The sequence below is a fragment of the Bacillus sp. CIS52 genome, from assembly GCF_053545315.1.
The window spans coordinates 1-16,982 of sequence record NZ_JBIUFR010000010.1 but is presented as its reverse complement, the minus strand read 5'-3'; the positions used below and the strand labels follow the sequence as shown (position 1 = coordinate 16,982).

17 protein-coding genes, 1 tRNA gene, 2 rRNA genes, 1 other RNA gene and 1 other annotated feature are annotated in these 16,982 nt (G+C 45.2%); of the genes, 15 read left to right on the top strand and 6 right to left on the bottom strand.

Annotation, left to right across the window (positions count from 1 at the left end; all coding sequences use genetic code 11):
* A 5S ribosomal RNA gene (rrf, locus tag ACH32G_RS18730) occupies positions 1-98 on the top strand; the annotation flags it as partial.
* Between the two features lie 43 nt (positions 99-141).
* On the opposite strand, the gene ACH32G_RS18725 is transcribed toward rrf, so the two are convergent.
* Entirely contained in the window at positions 142-1,092 is a 951-nt protein-coding gene (locus ACH32G_RS18725) for a YaaC family protein (RefSeq protein ID WP_448814688.1), read from the bottom strand.
* A 120-nt stretch (positions 1,093-1,212) separates the two neighbouring features.
* Here ACH32G_RS18725 and guaB point away from each other — a divergent pair, with 120 nt between their 5' ends.
* The 5 genes from guaB to serS all read left to right on the top strand — a co-directional run bounded on the left by guaB (position 1,213) and on the right by serS (position 7,454).
* A complete protein-coding gene (guaB, locus tag ACH32G_RS18720) occupies positions 1,213-2,679 on the top strand; it encodes an IMP dehydrogenase (RefSeq protein ID WP_003150717.1) in 1,467 nt (488 codons plus the stop codon).
* A 152-nt stretch (positions 2,680-2,831) separates the two neighbouring features.
* Positions 2,832-4,163 carry a D-alanyl-D-alanine carboxypeptidase gene (dacA, locus tag ACH32G_RS18715; protein ID WP_016937307.1) on the top strand — a complete coding sequence of 444 codons (1,332 nt, stop codon included), beginning with the start codon at positions 2,832-2,834 and terminating at the stop codon, positions 4,161-4,163.
* 197 nt (positions 4,164-4,360) lie between these two features.
* The gene (gene pdxS, locus ACH32G_RS18710; RefSeq protein ID WP_016937306.1) at positions 4,361-5,245 is read left to right on the top strand and encodes a pyridoxal 5'-phosphate synthase lyase subunit PdxS; all 885 of its coding nucleotides are present in this window, start codon (positions 4,361-4,363) and stop codon (positions 5,243-5,245) included.
* Positions 5,246-5,266: 21 nt separating this feature from the next.
* Positions 5,267-5,857 (top strand): pyridoxal 5'-phosphate synthase glutaminase subunit PdxT, encoded by a 591-nt coding sequence (gene pdxT, locus ACH32G_RS18705; protein ID WP_045926876.1) that lies wholly within the window; start codon positions 5,267-5,269, stop codon positions 5,855-5,857.
* 52 nt (positions 5,858-5,909) lie between these two features.
* Positions 5,910-6,122 (top strand) — a binding site (T-box leader).
* 54 nt (positions 6,123-6,176) lie between these two features.
* A complete protein-coding gene (serS, locus tag ACH32G_RS18700) occupies positions 6,177-7,454 on the top strand; it encodes a serine--tRNA ligase (RefSeq protein WP_095242204.1) in 1,278 nt (425 codons plus the stop codon).
* A gap of 11 nt (positions 7,455-7,465) precedes the next feature.
* Here the strand turns inward: serS and ACH32G_RS18695 are convergent, their stop codons facing one another.
* On the bottom strand, positions 7,466-8,611 hold the full coding sequence (locus ACH32G_RS18695) for a glycerate kinase (RefSeq protein WP_448814687.1): 1,146 nt from the start codon (positions 8,609-8,611) through the stop codon (positions 7,466-7,468).
* A 218-nt stretch (positions 8,612-8,829) separates the two neighbouring features.
* On the opposite strand from ACH32G_RS18695, the gene ACH32G_RS18690 reads away from it, so the two are divergent.
* A tRNA-Ser gene (locus ACH32G_RS18690) sits at positions 8,830-8,922 on the top strand.
* A 130-nt stretch (positions 8,923-9,052) separates the two neighbouring features.
* Here the strand turns inward: ACH32G_RS18690 and dck are convergent.
* From dck to ACH32G_RS18670, 4 genes are all read right to left on the bottom strand, one after another.
* Positions 9,053-9,706 (bottom strand): deoxyadenosine/deoxycytidine kinase, encoded by a 654-nt coding sequence (dck, locus tag ACH32G_RS18685; RefSeq protein WP_016937302.1) that lies wholly within the window; start codon positions 9,704-9,706, stop codon positions 9,053-9,055.
* Positions 9,703-10,326, bottom strand: coding sequence for a deoxynucleoside kinase (locus ACH32G_RS18680; protein ID WP_013350734.1), 624 nt, complete (start codon positions 10,324-10,326; stop codon positions 9,703-9,705). The genes dck and ACH32G_RS18680 overlap by 4 nt, the downstream gene beginning before the upstream one ends.
* 95 nt (positions 10,327-10,421) lie before the next feature.
* Entirely contained in the window at positions 10,422-11,711 is a 1,290-nt protein-coding gene (locus ACH32G_RS18675; RefSeq protein ID WP_173363132.1) for a glycoside hydrolase family 18 protein, read from the bottom strand.
* Positions 11,712-11,776: 65 nt separating this feature from the next.
* Positions 11,777-12,328, bottom strand: a complete 552-nt coding sequence (locus tag ACH32G_RS18670) for an isochorismatase family cysteine hydrolase (protein WP_016937299.1) — start codon at positions 12,326-12,328, stop codon at positions 11,777-11,779.
* Between the two features lie 82 nt (positions 12,329-12,410).
* Here ACH32G_RS18670 and tadA point away from each other — a divergent pair, with 82 nt between their 5' ends.
* The 8 genes from tadA to ACH32G_RS18630 all read left to right on the top strand — a co-directional run.
* A complete protein-coding gene (gene tadA, locus ACH32G_RS18665; RefSeq protein ID WP_016937298.1) occupies positions 12,411-12,893 on the top strand; it encodes a tRNA adenosine(34) deaminase TadA in 483 nt (160 codons plus the stop codon).
* A gap of 84 nt (positions 12,894-12,977) precedes the next feature.
* An RNA gene (gene ffs / locus ACH32G_RS18660) (signal recognition particle sRNA large type) lies at positions 12,978-13,242 on the top strand.
* Positions 13,243-13,375: 133 nt separating this feature from the next.
* On the top strand, positions 13,376-15,067 hold the full coding sequence (dnaX, locus tag ACH32G_RS18655) for a DNA polymerase III subunit gamma/tau (protein WP_016937297.1): 1,692 nt from the start codon (positions 13,376-13,378) through the stop codon (positions 15,065-15,067).
* A 24-nt stretch (positions 15,068-15,091) separates the two neighbouring features.
* Entirely contained in the window at positions 15,092-15,415 is a 324-nt protein-coding gene (locus ACH32G_RS18650; RefSeq protein ID WP_003150700.1) for a YbaB/EbfC family nucleoid-associated protein, read from the top strand.
* 14 nt (positions 15,416-15,429) lie between these two features.
* Positions 15,430-16,026 carry a recombination protein RecR gene (gene recR, locus ACH32G_RS18645; RefSeq protein ID WP_016937296.1) on the top strand — a complete coding sequence of 199 codons (597 nt, stop codon included), beginning with the start codon at positions 15,430-15,432 and terminating at the stop codon, positions 16,024-16,026.
* Between the two features lie 18 nt (positions 16,027-16,044).
* Positions 16,045-16,269 carry a YaaL family protein gene (locus ACH32G_RS18640; RefSeq protein ID WP_016937295.1) on the top strand — a complete coding sequence of 75 codons (225 nt, stop codon included), beginning with the start codon at positions 16,045-16,047 and terminating at the stop codon, positions 16,267-16,269.
* Between the two features lie 60 nt (positions 16,270-16,329).
* Positions 16,330-16,593, top strand: coding sequence for a pro-sigmaK processing inhibitor BofA family protein (locus tag ACH32G_RS18635; protein ID WP_016937294.1), 264 nt, complete (start codon positions 16,330-16,332; stop codon positions 16,591-16,593).
* Between the two features lie 249 nt (positions 16,594-16,842).
* Positions 16,843-16,982 (top strand): 16S ribosomal RNA (locus ACH32G_RS18630); the annotation flags it as partial.

Below are 16,982 nucleotides of genomic sequence, written 5' to 3'. Positions count from 1 at the left end.
GAGGTCACACCCGTTCCCATGCCGAACACGGAAGTTAAGCTCTTCAGCGCCGATGGTAGTCGGGGGTTTCCCCCTGTGAGAGTAGGACGCCGCCAAGCAATCATACGGTAAAGACAGCTCATCATGAGCTGTCTTTTTTGTTTATAAGTATTGCTTAAGGAAATTAGAAATGTAATAAGGAAATTTACGTTCTGTGACCTCTAAGAACCGCCGGATCAATACATAATCATCGCTGACATGCTGTGTCAGCAGTTCATACCACCATTCCGTTTCATATCTCGCAATCATCCCAATATTATACAGGACCAAATAATGAATTATCATTTCGGGAAGATGCAGGAACTGATCACGCTGAGAGGGAAGATAATATTGATTTTTCTCTAAGTGAAACGCTAAGTTTGGCGAAGACCAAGGTTCAGTATCTAGCGGATCAGCCTCAAAAACCAAATGGTTATGGCTTTTCCTGACAAAAGACCAATTCAAATGATGACTGATATATTCTGCAAAGCGGGAGTCAGACATATTGTACTGAATCACCGTATGTTCAGGAACTAAAACAAGGTCATCTTTCAGCTCTACTTTGGTCAGCCAATTCTTTTTCTCTTGAAAATGAAATACACTGTGCAATTCGGGAATGGCTGTCAGCAGTTTTTTCATTGTATACCGTTCTTCCTCAAGACCCGCTATTCCGAATAAGTGATTCATTACATGTATACATAAGCCATTGCGCTGCACCTTCACTTCATCATCCCTAAAACTGTAATTTTGCTTTTTGCGCTTCCGGGCAGTAACGCCATGTGCGAGTACTGAGGCGTGACTCGGATAGCTTGGATCTGTAGTCAGAAGACAGGCTTTCAGCAATTGTGACATCCCGTAAAACAACAGAATAGGCTTAATTTCTAAAGGGGAGAGAGATGCCTGTTTATAAAAGGACTCGGCGTGTTTGATAAAAAATATGAAGCGTTCACTGTTTTTAAACGCATATCGTTTTGGTTCTTCCATTCCTCTTTCTGTATAGACTTTATTTAGGAATTTCTGGGAGGATTCCACGGAATAAAATAATGATAACTCTTTCCACTCAAGGTCTCTCATGTGTATTTTTAAACCCTTTCCTTTATCTAAATATTTCAACTCTTCTTCGCTTCCTTGACATGCCGTTTTCTAGTTGATAATCTACATATAATATTTTGCCGAAAAGAGGGGGATTTACTAATGTGGGAAAGTAAATTTTCAAAAGAAGGCTTAACGTTCGATGATGTACTGCTCGTACCGGCTCAATCAGACGTACTTCCGCGTGATGTGGATTTATCTGTTGAACTGACAAAAACGTTAAAGCTTAATATTCCTGTCATCAGTGCGGGAATGGATACAGTAACAGAATCAGCTATGGCGATTGCGATGGCCAGACAGGGCGGCTTGGGCATTATCCATAAAAACATGTCCATCGAACAGCAGGCTGAACATGTTGACAAAGTCAAACGTTCTGAACGGGGCGTTATTACAAATCCCTTCTTTTTAACACCTGATCATCAAGTATTCGATGCGGAGCATTTGATGGGGAAATACAGAATTTCCGGTGTTCCGATCGTAGATAATAAAGACGATCAAAAGCTTGTCGGAATCATTACAAACCGTGATCTTCGCTTTATCTCTGATTATTCAATGAAAATCAGTGACGTGATGACAAAAGAAGAGCTGGTTACGGCTCCTGTAGGCACCACATTAGACGAAGCAGAAAAAATCTTACAGAAACATAAAATTGAAAAACTTCCATTAGTGGATGACCAAAACAAATTAAAAGGTCTTATCACGATCAAAGATATTGAAAAGGTTATCGAATTCCCGAATTCATCTAAAGATGAACACGGACGCCTTATTGTCGGCGCTGCGGTAGGCGTGACAGGCGATACAATGACACGCGTCAGCAAGCTTGTTGAAGCGAATGTCGATGTTATCGTGGTTGATACGGCTCACGGACATTCCAGAGGCGTACTGAACACGGTTGCGAAAATTCGTGAAACATATCCTGAACTGAACATTATCGCAGGAAATGTGGCAACGGCTGAAGCGACAAAAGCTTTGATTGAAGCCGGAGCAAACATTGTAAAAGTGGGAATCGGACCTGGTTCCATCTGTACGACACGCGTCGTTGCAGGTGTAGGCGTACCGCAAATCACTGCCATTTATGATTGTGCCACTGAAGCAAGAAAACACGGCGCAACAATTATCGCGGACGGCGGTATTAAATTCTCCGGTGATATTACGAAAGCATTGGCATCCGGTGGACATGCCGTAATGCTTGGAAGCCTGCTTGCCGGTACTTCAGAAAGCCCGGGAGAGACTGAAATCTATCAAGGCAGAAGATTTAAAGTGTATCGCGGTATGGGTTCTGTCGCTGCCATGGAAAAAGGCAGTAAAGATCGATATTTCCAAGAAGAAAATAAGAAATTCGTCCCTGAAGGTATCGAAGGACGGACTCCGTACAAAGGTCCTGTAGAAGAAACAGTGTATCAGCTTGTCGGCGGTCTTCGTTCAGGTATGGGATATTGCGGTTCAAAAGACTTACGCGCTTTAAGAGAAGAAGCTCAATTCATCCGTATGACAGGAGCAGGTCTTCGCGAAAGCCATCCGCATGATGTTCAAATTACGAAAGAATCACCAAACTATACAATCTCTTAATTGTTACAAATAAAAAACATTTGACAGGGTCGCTGACTCTGTCTATTTTTTTTATATCGAGTGTGATAAAATTTATACTGTTGTGTTTTGAATTTGAATATGTCCTTAACGGCTTAATTATAGATTTAAAATGAATGACGGAGGTCGTAAGATTGAACATCACGAAATGGAAACAGCTGTTAGTGTCATTAGTGGTACTGGCACTGGCCGCAACTTGCTTTGTTCCAATGTCTAAAGCGGAGGCAGCCGGCAATGACCCGGTTGATGTCAATGCTTCAGCTGCGATAATGATTGAGGCTTCATCGGGGAAAATCTTATACAGTAAAAATGCAGACAAAAGACTGCCGATTGCCAGTATGACAAAAATGATGACTGAATACCTGCTTCTGGAAGCCATTAAAGAAGGAAAAGTGAAATGGGATCAAACGTATACTCCTGATGATTACGTCTATGAAATTTCTCAAGACAACAGTTTATCAAACGTCCCTCTTCGGAAAGACGGCAAATACACAGTCAAAGAACTGTACCAGGCCATGGCGATTTACTCTGCTAACGGAGCCGCGATTGCAGTTGCCGAAATTCTTGCCGGAACTGAAACGAAATTTGTCGCTGAAATGAATGCGAAAGCCAAAGAATTAGGCATGACAAACTATGATTTTAAAAATGCCACCGGGCTTGTGAATGAAGACCTTCACGGCAAGCAGCCGCAAGGAGAAGGCGTTAAAGAAGAGAGTGAAGTTTCTGCAAAAGACATGGCGCTTCTTGCAGACCGCCTGATCACTGATTATCCGGAAGTTCTGAAAACAACAAGCATCGCTAAGACGAAATTCAGAGCCGGCACTGATGATGAAATGGACATGCCGAACTGGAACTTCATGTTAAAAGGCCTTGTTTCTGAATATCCCGGCGTTGACGGGTTAAAAACGGGTTCTACTGATTCTGCGGGATCTTGTTTTACAAGCACCGCACAGCGGAACGGAATGCGGGTCATCACCGTTGTGTTAAACGCAAAAGGCAACCTGCATACCGGACGATTTGATGAAACGAAAAAAATGCTCGATTACGCATTTAACAGCAATTTCTCAATGAAAGACCTTTACCCTGAAGGCTCTCAAGTAAAAGGGCACAAAACGATTGACGTTGACAAAGGGAAAGACAAGCAAGTCGATATTGTGACTGATAAGGCGCTTTCTATACCTGTGAAAAGCGGGGATGAAAAGAACTATAAAGCCGAAGTGACTTTAGATAAAAAAGAAATCACGGCTCCTGTGAAAAAAGGGACGAAAGTCGGAACGCTGAAAGTTACATACAAAGGCAGTGACAAAGACTACGGCTTCCTCAAATCCAAAGAGTTCAGCGTGAATCTTGTAACGAAAAATGATGTAGATAAAGCAAACTGGTTTGTTCAGATGATGCGCGGCATCGGCGGTTTCTTCTCCGGAATCTGGAACAGCGCCGTTGATACGGTAACAGGCTGGTTTTAAGAAATAAGAAAGAGCTCTGATGAAAGTTAGGGCTCTTTTGCTTAATATACTGAAAAAACCAAATTGTTAGTAAAAAAATGATATCTATCTCTTCCATCACACTGTAAAATAAGAATATCCATATGAAATATTGTATTTCTGGGATACAATAAGAGATAGAAATTATCTAACTATACATTGACTAGGGGGACCAAATAATGGCTCAAACAGGTACTGACCGTGTAAAACGCGGAATGGCGGAAATGCAAAAAGGCGGCGTCATCATGGACGTTGTAAATGCTGAACAAGCGAAGATTGCGGAAGAGGCGGGAGCTGTTGCCGTAATGGCGTTAGAACGAGTTCCGGCTGATATTCGCGCTGCCGGCGGTGTTGCCCGCATGGCTGACCCGACGATCGTTGAAGAAGTAATGAATGCTGTATCCATTCCCGTAATGGCAAAAGCGCGTATCGGACATATCGTTGAAGCGCGTGTCCTTGAAGCAATGGGAGTAGATTATATTGATGAAAGTGAAGTTCTGACTCCTGCTGACGAAGAATTTCATTTAAATAAAAATGAATATACTGTTCCGTTCGTATGCGGATGCCGTGATCTCGGCGAAGCAACGCGCCGTATCGCTGAAGGAGCTTCCATGCTTCGTACAAAAGGCGAACCGGGAACAGGAAACATTGTGGAAGCTGTCCGTCATATGAGAAAAGTAAACGCGCAAGTGCGCAAAGTTGCGGCGATGAGCGATGATGAGCTGATGACTGAAGCGAAAAACCTCGGTGCACCATATGAGCTGCTGCTTCAAATCAAACGTGACGGCAAATTGCCTGTTGTCAACTTTGCTGCAGGCGGAGTGGCGACGCCTGCTGATGCGGCATTGATGATGCAGCTGGGCGCTGACGGCGTATTTGTCGGTTCAGGTATTTTCAAATCAGACAACCCTGCTAAATTCGCCAAAGCAATTGTGGAAGCAACGACTCACTACACAGATTACAAACTGATTGCTGAGCTTTCTAAAGAATTGGGCACAGCGATGAAAGGAATCGAAATCTCAAATCTATTGCCGGAACAGCGTATGCAAGAACGCGGCTGGTAAAACCATAGGAGAGCTGGAAGCATGTTAACAATTGGTGTACTTGGACTTCAAGGAGCAGTAAGAGAACATATTCGTTCAATTGAAGCATGTGGTTCAAAAGGTGTTGTCGTTAAGCGTCCTGAACAGCTGAATGACATCGACGGCTTAATCCTGCCGGGCGGAGAAAGCACGACAATGCGGCGTTTAATGGATACGTATCATTTTATGGAGCCGCTTCGCGAGTTTGCCGCTCAAGGCAAGCCGATGTTCGGCACATGCGCCGGTCTGATTATTTTAGCCAAAGAGATTGCGGGAACCGATCATGCTCATTTAGGGCTGTTAGACGTAGTTGTCGAGCGTAATTCCTTTGGCCGTCAGGTCGACAGCTTTGAAGCTGACCTGACGATTAAAGGCCTTGATGAGCCGTTTACGGGTGTATTTATTCGCGCGCCGCACATTTTAGAAGCCGGAGAAGATGTTGAAGTGCTTTGTGAGCATAACGGACGCATCGTGGCTGCAAAGCAGGGGCATTTGCTCGGCTGCTCGTTCCATCCTGAACTGACGGATGACCACCGGGTGACAGAGCTGTTTGTGAAGATGGCGGAAAAGCATAAGCGGGAAACAGCTGTATAAAACAGTTGAAAACCGCTGATACTTATAGTACATTATAAACACAAATAAAGATCGAAAAGCGTTGACAGGAAGCAGTAGGAAGCCTCTCTTTCAAAGAGAGCCGATGGGTGGTGCGAATCGGTGGAAGATGCTGTCCGAATCCGTCCTTGAGCGAAATGCTGAAAACAAGTAGGCATTTACGGGAAAACCGTTATGTGTTAAAGCGGGAAGCAAGTGTAAGCTTGTTTTCAATCAGGGTGGCAACGCGAGAGCTCTCGTCCCTTTTAGGGGATGAGGGCTCTTTTTTATTTTCGATAAAAACAGATAGGAGTTGTTATGTATGATTGATACGAAGGTCCTGAGAGCCAATTTTCAAGAAGTAAAAGCGAAGCTCATTCCTAAGGGCGAAGACTTATCTGACTTTGATAAGTTTGAAGAGCTTGATGAAAAAAGAAGAGAACTTATCGGCAAAGTAGAAGAACTGAAGGGAAAACGCAACGAAGTGTCTCAGCAGGTCGCCGTTTTGAAACGGGAGAAAAAAGACGCTGATCATATTATTAAAGAGATGCGTGAAGTAGGCGAAGAAATTAAGAAGCTTGATGAAGAGCTTCGCACGGTGGAAACCACGCTCGAAACCATCCTTCTGTCTATTCCGAACATCCCGCACGATTCAGTGCCTGTCGGGGAAACTGAAGATGATAATATTGAAATTCGCAAGTGGGGAGAGGCGCCGGCATTTGCATATGAGCCGAAACCGCATTGGGATATCGCTGACCGCTTGAACATCCTTGATTTCGAACGCGCTTCAAAAGTAACGGGAAGCCGGTTTGTGTTTTATAAAGGACTAGGGGCCCGTCTCGAACGCGCGCTCTACAACTTTATGCTGGATCTTCACGTTGATGAGTATGATTACACGGAAGTCATTCCTCCTTATATGGTAAACCGTACGAGCATGACAGGGACGGGACAGCTTCCTAAATTTGAAGAGGATGCTTTTAAAATCAGGGAAGAGGATTATTTCTTAATTCCGACGGCGGAAGTGCCGATCACAAATATGCACCGCGATGAAATCTTATCCGGCGAAGACCTGCCGATTAATTATGCCGCGTTCAGCGCCTGCTTCCGTTCAGAAGCGGGATCTGCCGGCCGTGATACACGCGGTTTGATCCGCCAGCATCAATTCAACAAGGTTGAGCTTGTGAAATTCGTGAAGCCGGAAGATTCTTATGAGGAGCTTGAAAAATTGACAAATCAAGCTGAACGGGTGCTTCAGCTGCTCGAACTGCCGTATCGTGTCATGAGCATGTGTACCGGAGATCTCGGCTTTACAGCTGCGAAAAAGTACGATATTGAAGTATGGATTCCAAGCCAAGACACATATCGTGAAATTTCTTCTTGCAGCAACTTTGAGGCCTTTCAGGCGAGACGCGCAAACATTCGATTCAGACGCGAAGCGAAAGGCAAGCCGGAGCATGTGCATACATTAAACGGTTCCGGTCTGGCAGTCGGCAGAACAGTAGCTGCCATCTTGGAAAACTACCAGCAGGAAGACGGAAGTGTCGTCATTCCGAAAGTGCTTCGTCCTTATATGGGAAATAAAGAAGTCATCAAACCATAAAAAGGTGCGCCCTAGAGGCGCGCCTTTTTTGCTGTTTGGTATAAAGCGGCGACACTCCGGGCTGTGCTTTCAAGGTTAAAACGGCCTGATGCTAAGGCATCTTCAAGACTTACAGCGCCCGGCACGATAGAAAATACAGCTGTTATTCCTCCGTTGTATACATGTTCAAAGTCTTTTCCCAAGGAACCCGCTAATGCGATAACGGGAATTTTTTGAGCGGCTGCACGTGCTGCAATTCCTGCGGGGGTTTTGCCGAATATTGTTTGTCCGTCAATCTGCCCCTCTCCGGTGATGATAAGGTCAGCGCCTTTTATCTGATCTGAAAAGGACAGTGTATCTAATACAACGTCAATCCCGCTTTGAAGGTCGGCTTGTAAGAAGGCGATCAGCCCTGCGCCTAAACCTCCTGCAGCGCCCGCGCCTTTTACGGTATCCGCTTCAATATCGTGCTGCCGTCTCAATACATCAGCGAAATGGCGTAAATTGCGATCCAATACAACTTTTGTCTTCTCGGACGCCCCTTTTTGCGGGCCAAAGACATATGATGCGCCGTTTTCCCCGGTCAGAGGATTTTCGACATCGCATGCGGCACGGACACGGATAGGTTTCAGATCAGGAGAGAGGCCGCTTATATCGATAGAAGCCAGGGTGTGCAGCGAGCCTCCGCCGTCAGGTATCTCCTGACCTTCCTCATTTAAGAAACGCACACCGAGCGCGCTCGCCATCCCGGTCCCGCCGTCATTGGTTGCGCTCCCGCCAAGACCGATGATGATTTCACTCACCCCGCGGGAAGCTGCATCTGCTATCAGTTCACCCGTTCCTCTTGTTGTAGTGTTCAACGGATCTCTGAGATGACGGGGGATGAGATGAAGTCCTGATGCTTCTGCCATTTCAATGACTGCCGTGCGTCCGTTTCCCAGAAGTCCGTATGCGGCGTTTACCGGGGTTCCCAGCGGACCGGTCACTGTTTTATTAATGATTCTCCCCCCGGTGGCATCCGTTAAAGCCTGAACGGTTCCTTCTCCGCCGTCCGCCGCGGGTATCTTGATATATTCAGCATCAGGGAAGACTGATTTGAATCCTTTTTCGATGCTGTCGGCAGCTTCTTTTGCTGTCATGCTCTCTTTAAAAGAATCCGGTGCGATTATGACTTTCATTGTGTTCTCCACCTTTATGAACAGGTTATCTATTTGAATGTATTCTTGGTTTTCACTGTGTTTTCCTGCCGTATAACAGAAAGCGGTTGATTTTGGATACGAGTCTTTTGTATGATAGTAAAGCTGACGGACAAGCTGTTTAAGAAAAGAAATAAAAAATATGAAAAAAGCGCTTGACTGAAAAATAAGTCATGTGGTATATTATTAAATGTCGATACGGAGGAATACCCAAGTCTGGCTGAAGGGATCGGTCTTGAAAACCGACAGGGGTGTCAAAGCCCGCGGGGGTTCGAATCCCTCTTCCTCCGCCATATTGATTTTAAACCTAATGAAACTCGAGCATATATTGGAGATTGTTTTGTCCGCTGCATCTGATGCAGCGGATTTTTTATATGCAAAAAAAAGCGATTTTCTCTGTTCGGGAAAATCGCTTTCTTATTTTTACTTATTTCTGTTTTCGTTGATCACGCGGCTGATTTTTTCGATCAAAGGTTCCAGTGACTGTTCATCAGCTTCAAGGTCATAATCTTCAATGCGCACTTTCAGCACAGGGCAGGCGTTAAAACCGCTGATCCAGTCTTCGTACCGTTTATACATCTCTTCCCAATAGGAGCGGTTTGTCTGCAGCTCCATATCGCGGCCGCGCTTTTCAATCCGTTCTATAATGTTTTCAAGATCACCTTCTAAATAGATCAAAACATCAGGGTGCGGGAAGTATGGCGTCATGACCATCGCTTCAAAAAGGCTTGTGTATGTTTTGTAATCTGTCAGCGACATGGTTCCTTTATCGGCATGCATTTTTGCGAATATGCCTGTATCTTCATAAATCGAACGGTCCTGCACGAATCCGCCGCCTGATTCAAAGATGTTTTTCTGCTCCTTAAACCGCTCAGCCAGAAAATAAATTTGCAAGTGAAAGCTCCATCGCTCAAAATCATGATAAAACTTCTCTAAATAAGGGTTTTCATCCACTTCTTCAAGTGAGGTATTAAAGCCGAGCCGTTTTGCTAAAGCCTTGGTTAAAGTCGATTTTCCGACTCCTACCGTTCCCGCTACTGTTATAATGGCGTTGTTTGGAATATGAATGTCTTTCATTTAATAAGCTCCTTTACCTGACGGGCAATTCTTTCATAGTCTGTCTTATTCAAAACAAAGTCTTCGGTATCACCGTCAATGGTCAGTACAGATATATCCGGATCTTCTTCCTGAAGCTGTCTGATGGCTGTGTCGTAATCTGCAATGAGACGTTCCAGATATTGATGCTCGATGTTTTTCTCAAACGGGCGCCCGCGTTTTTCGATGCGTTGAAGCAATGTCGGCAGGCTTGCCTTTATGTATACAATAACATTCGGTTTCGGCAAGTCGTGAGTGAGCAGATGATAAATCTGCTTATATTTCTCAAGCTTTTGTCCGTGCAATGTGCGCTCTGCGAAAATAACATTTTTATAAATATGATAATCGGACAAAACGGGCTGTCCTTGTTTTAAGTAATCACGATCTGTATCTTCAAGCTGTTTATACCTGTGACAGAGAAAAAACATTTCAAGCTGGAAACTCCACTCCTCGATATTATCATAGAACTTATCAAGATAAGGGTTGTCTTCCACAATCTCATTAATCATAGGAAAACCGAGCTCTTCAGAAAGCATAGAAGCGAGTGTCGTTTTTCCCGCCCCGATAGGACCTTCTACCGCGATAAAAGGGGCTCTGTTCATTGAAAATCCTCCTTAATTCTGCAAACATCCGTCATCTGCCGGCCTTTATATTGTATCACACTCTCAGAAAAGCCCATGAAAAAAGACGCTTCCAATTAACGAAACGTCTCTTTCACAATATGAAATTGATCTCCGAGCAAAAGCCAGTTTTGCGGGAAGGAGAGGCCGAGTTTCCAATAGCTGATTCCTCTTAAATGAAGTTCTTTAATTAAATTGAATTTCGCTTGAATGGATCGTGCGTCTTCAAACCATACTTCATGCCGTCTCTGATTTTCATCCGTGTAACGAAAGAATGGAGCCTGGGCGGTTTCGTCATATTGAATGTCGACTTTATAGCGTGCTGCCAGAGCGATTGCCTGCTGAGGACTGACGGCTTTCGCTGTCGTTCCCTGTTTGAAAGGCAGTGTCCAATCATAGCCGTACATATTCTGGCCCATGACGATTTTTGAAGCAGGCATTTCCGTCAGCGCGTACTCTATGACATTTCTTACAGGGCCGATTGGTGATACGGCCTGAGCCGGGCCCCCGCTGTATCCCCACTCATATGTCATGATGACGACAAAATCGACGATTTCTCCATGTGCCCTGTAGTCATGTGCTTCATACCATTTGCCGGCCTGGGTCGCGCTCGTTTTCGGAGCAAGCGCCGTTGAAATCTTCCAGCCTTGACGGTGAAAAATCGTCCTCGCTTCACGTAAAAAACGATTGTAGGCTTCTCTGTCCTGAGGACGTAAATATTCGAAATCAAAATGAATATCGCGAAAGCCGTGCTGTTTAGCCGTGGAGACGATTTCCTGAAAGAGTTTTGTTTTCACGGTATTATCATTCAAAATGAGCCGCCCGAGATCATCGCTGAATGCGTCGTTTTCAAGGTTGGTGATGATCATCATCAGTGCGGTGTTGTGCCTGTCACTGATGCTTCTTAAATTGGTGAGAGGCGGTTCCTTTAAAGTCCCGTTCCGCTGCACTTGAAAACTGAATGCGCCGAGATATGTTAAATAAGGTGAGGCCTCTCTTGCCGCCTGCTGCAGATTAGCGCTTACGCTCGTTCCCCGCGGTTCTATATAGGCATTTGATTCGATATCGGGCTTATTTGTCTGCTGCGGAATGTAAAGGCGGGTCCCGCTTTGCAATGGGGTGCTGAGCTGAATTCCGTTCACCCTCGCAAGCTCCGCGGCCGATATATGAAAACGGCCGGCGATTGCCGCAAGAGTATCGCCTTGTTTCACTTCGTAATATTGACCCTCAATCGGGATGACAAGAGTTTGTCCGACAACCAGTGTATTGGGATTAGGCAGTTTATTTGCTTCCGCAATGACATTTGCGGATGTCCGGTAGCGCGCCGCAATAGCGGAAAGCGTGTCGCCCCGTTTCACTACATAGATCTGAATGAAAAACGCCTCCTTTCATATCCGCTATCAAATGTATGAAAAAAGGAGGCCGATCATGTTTATTTTTCGTCGATAATTTGTTTTTCCGTGGTTATTTCTGCGAAGAGAACATTCTCCATCATCGTCAAGGCGAAATCATTGTCTTCGTCGCTATTGGAAGCGGTGCAGTCTTTCGGGATGGTAATACTGTATTCTCTCATATAAGCGTCGTTAGCCGTGAACAGCACACAAATATTCCCGGCAATCCCCGTAATCATTAATCGATTCACTTGCAGCTCGGTCAGAAGAGTATGAAGCGCCGTTTCATAAAAAGCGGAATGCTTCGGTTTAATGAGAAAATAATCATCCGGATGAGGCGAGATATCTTCTATTATGGATGCGCTTCTGTCGTTGCTGCATTCCTCCCTGATGGCATCAATATCCGCCTTCCAAAGCCCGTAATGGTCATTAATATAAATAATCGGCCAGTTGTTTTGTTTTGCATGCTTCTTTAATGATAAAATACGGGGGACGATTTGTTTGGTTTTTTCAGCAAGACGTTCGCCCATATCAAATTGAAAATTGTTAATCATATCGACAATGAGAAGGGCTGTGTTGTTAGGTTCAGACAATGCCGGCAACTCCTTTCTGCTGGGGTATTCCTATTTTAACCTTTATGAGACATGAAAAAACTTAAGAAGAGAGCTTGAACCGATGAATGATGAATATTATATGAGAGAAGCCATAAAAGAAGCGAAAAAAGCAGAAGCGAAAGGCGAAGTGCCGATCGGGGCCGTCCTTGTTCTGCATGATGAGATCGTGGCGCGGGCGCATAATCTGCGGGAGACCGAACAGCGGTCGCTGGCCCACGCGGAAATGCTGGCGATAGACGAAGCGTGCCGCAAGCTGGGAACATGGAGACTTGAAGACGCCGTTCTTTATGTCACTTTAGAGCCGTGCCCGATGTGCGCGGGAGCCGTCGTGCTTTCCAGAGTCGATAAGGTCGTGTTCGGCGCATTCGACCCCAAGGGAGGCTGTACAGGAACGCTTATGAACCTTCTGCAGGAAGAACGGTTCAACCACCAAGCGGAAGTGGTGAGCGGCGTGCTTGAAGAAGAGTGCGGAGAAATGCTCAGCGCTTTTTTCAGAAAGCTTCGCCGGCAAAAGAAAGACATGAGGAAAAAGTTGTCTGAGTAGTACGGTTGCATTTTCTGCCTGAAGCAGATATACTTATGTGTGCATCATAAATGGTGCGCATATAAAAATTTGATATTTATTTTGCCGTGCTAAGCGGGGAGGTAGCGGTGCCCTGTACCCGCAATCCGCTCTAGCGGGGCCGAATCCCTTCTCGAGGTTCGTTTACTGTAAGGTCTGCCTTAAGTAAGTGGCGTTGACGTCTGGGTCCTGCGCAATGGGAATTCATGAACCATGTCAGGTCCGGAAGGAAGCAGCATTAAGTGAAACCTCTCATGTGCCGCAGGGTTGCCTGGGCTGAGCTAACTGCTTAAGTAACGCTTAGGGTAGCGAATCGACAGAAGGTGCACGGTAAATCAATCATCAAATTTCAGACTCACCTGTTTATGACAGGTGAGTTTTTTCGTGTATGAAAAACGGGTTTTGGCGTTAAAAGCCCGTTCATGTATAATAAACATGATGAATAACAGAGGAGGGCGCATCCTGTGGGTTACCAAGCTTTATATCGAGTATTTAGGCCTCAGCAGTTTGAAGATGTGGTCGGACAGGAACACATTACGAAAACGCTGCAAAATGCCCTTTTGCAAAAGAAATTTTCTCATGCATATCTGTTTTCTGGACCACGGGGAACGGGGAAAACCAGTGCAGCTAAAATATTTGCGAAAGCAGTCAACTGTGAGCACGCCCCTGTAGAAGAACCGTGCAATGAATGCGCGGCGTGCAAGGGGATCACAAACGGCTCTATATCAGATGTGATTGAAATAGATGCGGCGTCGAATAACGGTGTAGACGAAATCCGCGACATCCGCGACAAGGTAAAATTCGCCCCGTCGGCCGTTACCTACAAGGTATATATTATAGATGAGGTGCATATGCTCTCTATCGGCGCATTCAATGCGCTTTTGAAAACGCTGGAAGAACCGCCGGCACATTGCATTTTCATATTAGCTACGACTGAGCCTCATAAGATTCCTTTAACCATTATCTCCAGATGTCAGCGTTTTGACTTCAAACGGATTACATCCAAAGCAATTGTCGGACGAATGAAGACAATCGTCGATGCAGAGCAGCTGAAGGTGGAAGAAGGCGCCCTTGATATCATAGCGAGCGCCGCAGACGGTGGAATGAGGGACGCGCTGAGCCTGCTCGATCAAGCCGTATCATTCAGCGGCGAGGAGCTGTCAGTGGATGATGCACTGCTTATTACCGGAGCCGTTTCCCAGCACTATATTGGAAAACTGGCATCTGCTCTTCACCGCAAACAGGTTTCCGAAGCATTGGAAACACTCAATGAATTGCTCCAGCAGGGGAAAGATGCGGCCAAACTGATTGAAGATATGATTTTCTATTTCAGGGATATGCTCTTGTATCAGGCTGCTCCCGGTTTAGAAGGAGTCCTGGAGAAGGTGAAGGTCGATGAAACGTTTCGGAATCTGAGCGGTGAAATACCGGCCCCCGCTTTATATGAGATGATTGACATCCTGAATAAAAGCCATCAGGAAATGAAGTGGACGAACCACCCGAGAATCTTTTTTGAAGTGGCTGTCGTGAAAATATGCCAGACGGCACAGCAAGCGGCCGCAGATATCCCAGAGGTCGGCATGCTGATGAATAAGATCCAGCAGCTTGAGCAGGAAGTAGAAAGGCTGAAGACCTCCGGGGTGAAAGTTCAGGCGGAAAGCGCTCCGAAAGAAGCCCCGCGTCCTCAAAAAGGCGGAAAAAGCCATTACAAAGCCCCGGCCGGAAGAATTCATGAAATATTGAAGGAAGCCACACGGCCTGACCTTGAACAGCTTAAAAGCAGCTGGGGCAAGCTGCTGGCACACCTGAAGCAGCAGAATAAAGTGTCTCATGCGGCTCTTTTGAATGACAGTGAACCGGTGGCCGCTGCCCAGAAGGCGTTTGTGCTTAAATTTAAATACGAAATCCATTGTAAAATGGTTGCTGAAGACAATAACGGAGTCCGTACGAATCTTGAACAGATTCTCGAATCAATGCTCGGGAAAAGAATGGATTTGATTGGCGTTCCGGAAGCACAATGGGGTAAAATAAGAGAAGAATTTTTAAATGATCATCAGCAGGAAAGTGAAGGATCAAACGAACCGGCTGAAGAAGATCCGCTGATTGCAGAGGCGAAAAAGCTTGTCGGAGCGGATTTGATTGAAATAAAAGACTAATAAGATGAAAGAGAGTGATTGAATATGCGTGGCGGAATGGGAAACATGCAAAAAATGATGAAACAAATGCAAAAAATGCAAAAAGATATGGCAAAGGCTCAGGAGGAGCTTGCTGAAAAAGTGCTTGAGGGCACAGCGGGCGGCGGAATGGTGACTGTAAAAGTCAACGGCCAAAAAGAAGTTGTAGACGTTGCGATTAAAGAAGAAGTCGTTGATCCGGAAGATATCGAAATGCTTCAGGACCTGGTTCTTGCTGCGACAAACGACGCCCTCAAGAAAGTCGATGACATGACGAATGAGACAATGGGACAATTTACAAAAGGAATGAACATACCGGGTTTATTCTAGGGGGATAAATAAACATGCAGTATCCTGAACCAATATCAAAGCTGATTGACAGCTTTATGAAATTGCCAGGGATCGGACCGAAAACAGCGGTTCGTCTGGCTTTTTTTGTTCTAGGTATGAAAGAAGACACAGTATTGGATTTTGCTAAGGCGCTCGTCAATGCGAAGCGGAATCTGACATATTGCTCGATCTGCGGACATATTACAGATCAGGACCCTTGTTATATATGCGAGGATACAAGAAGAGATAGATCTGTCATTTGTGTGGTGCAGGACCCTAAGGATGTTATTGCAATGGAGAAGATGAAGGAATATAACGGCCAGTATCATGTTCTTCACGGCGCAATTTCTCCGATGGACGGCATCGGCCCGGAGGATATTAAGATTCCGGAACTGCTGAAGCGTCTTCAGGATGATCAAGTGACAGAAGTTATCCTCGCGACCAACCCTAATATTGAAGGGGAAGCAACAGCGATGTATATATCGAGGCTGTTAAAGCCCTCAGGCATCAAGCTCTCCCGTATTGCCCACGGTCTGCCCGTCGGCGGTGATTTGGAATATGCTGATGAGGTCACTCTTTCAAAAGCTCTTGAAGGAAGACGTGAATTGTAAGGGAGGAAATGGCGAGGCATGGGTTTTCTTCGCAGAAATACATTAAGAAAAGAGTTTGATGACAAACTGATTGAACAGCTCTTTAAACAAAAAGAAGAATGGAACAGACAGAAGAGTCTGGTCGATAAAAGTCTTGAGCCCTCAGCTGAGGTGCTGTTTGAGCTGAAAGTCGCTGAATCTAAATACTTTTTTTATTTGAAAGAAGCGAAGCAGCGGAATTTAAAAATGAGCAGATGGAAGTAAGAGGTCTATTCTCCGGGGTCTTCTCATAAGCTTGTACTAAACAAGCGAGGGGGAAGATTCATGGAGCCTTTTTTTATTATCGGTTTGATTGTCGGTCTGGTTGCTTTGCTTTTATTATGGGGAGTATCTTCAAAGCCGTTAAGATGGATTGGTGTGACTGCCGTTAAGTTTATTGCCGGAGCGATTCTTCTGGCAGGTGTGAATTTATTCGGCGGGAGTCTCGGCATTCATATACCTGTTAATCTGATCACAACCGGTATCAGCGGGATTTTAGGAATACCCGGCATCGCGGCTTTAATCGTCATTAAACGCTTCATCATTTAATTTGTCGTTTATTGTTGACATGATGAATCAAGGGTGGTATTCTAATATACGTCGCTGATGACAAAACGGATTTTCGAAAAAGAAATTCAAAAAAGTTATTGACGACAATGATAATGATATGTTATAATAATTAAGTCGCTTCGAGAGAAGCCGAAAAAGTTCTTTGAAAACTAAACAAGACAAAACGTACCTGTTAATTCAAAGTTTTAAATAAATCGCACAGCGATGTGCGTAGTCAGTCAAACTACTTTATCGGAGAGTTTGATCCTGGCTCAGGACGAACGCTGGCGGCGTGCCTAATACATGCAAGTCGAGCGGACAGATGGGAGCTTGCTCCCTGATGTTAGCGGCGGACGGGTGAGTAACACGTGGGTAACCTGCCTGTAAGA

What these genes read in the sequence shown, in the direction of transcription:
- ACH32G_RS18640 (WP_016937295.1), top strand. Translation starts at nt 16,045, where the DNA reads ATGGGTTTTCTTCGCAGAAATACATTAAGAAAAGAGTTTGATGACAAA.
- ACH32G_RS18635 (WP_016937294.1), top strand. Translation starts at nt 16,330, where the DNA reads ATGGAGCCTTTTTTTATTATCGGTTTGATTGTCGGTCTGGTTGCTTTG.
- ACH32G_RS18680 (WP_013350734.1), bottom strand. Translation starts at nt 10,326, where the DNA reads ATGAACAGAGCCCCTTTTATCGCGGTAGAAGGTCCTATCGGGGCGGGA.
- recR (WP_016937296.1), top strand. Translation starts at nt 15,430, where the DNA reads ATGCAGTATCCTGAACCAATATCAAAGCTGATTGACAGCTTTATGAAA.
- ACH32G_RS18725 (WP_448814688.1), bottom strand. Translation starts at nt 1,092, where the DNA reads ATGAGAGACCTTGAGTGGAAAGAGTTATCATTATTTTATTCCGTGGAA.
- guaB (WP_003150717.1), top strand. Translation starts at nt 1,213, where the DNA reads ATGTGGGAAAGTAAATTTTCAAAAGAAGGCTTAACGTTCGATGATGTA.
- ACH32G_RS18650 (WP_003150700.1), top strand. Translation starts at nt 15,092, where the DNA reads ATGCGTGGCGGAATGGGAAACATGCAAAAAATGATGAAACAAATGCAA.
- ACH32G_RS18695 (WP_448814687.1), bottom strand. Translation starts at nt 8,611, where the DNA reads ATGAAAGTCATAATCGCACCGGATTCTTTTAAAGAGAGCATGACAGCA.
- tadA (WP_016937298.1), top strand. Translation starts at nt 12,411, where the DNA reads ATGAATGATGAATATTATATGAGAGAAGCCATAAAAGAAGCGAAAAAA.
- pdxS (WP_016937306.1), top strand. Translation starts at nt 4,361, where the DNA reads ATGGCTCAAACAGGTACTGACCGTGTAAAACGCGGAATGGCGGAAATG.
- dck (WP_016937302.1), bottom strand. Translation starts at nt 9,706, where the DNA reads ATGAAAGACATTCATATTCCAAACAACGCCATTATAACAGTAGCGGGA.
- serS (WP_095242204.1), top strand. Translation starts at nt 6,177, where the DNA reads ATGATTGATACGAAGGTCCTGAGAGCCAATTTTCAAGAAGTAAAAGCG.
- pdxT (WP_045926876.1), top strand. Translation starts at nt 5,267, where the DNA reads ATGTTAACAATTGGTGTACTTGGACTTCAAGGAGCAGTAAGAGAACAT.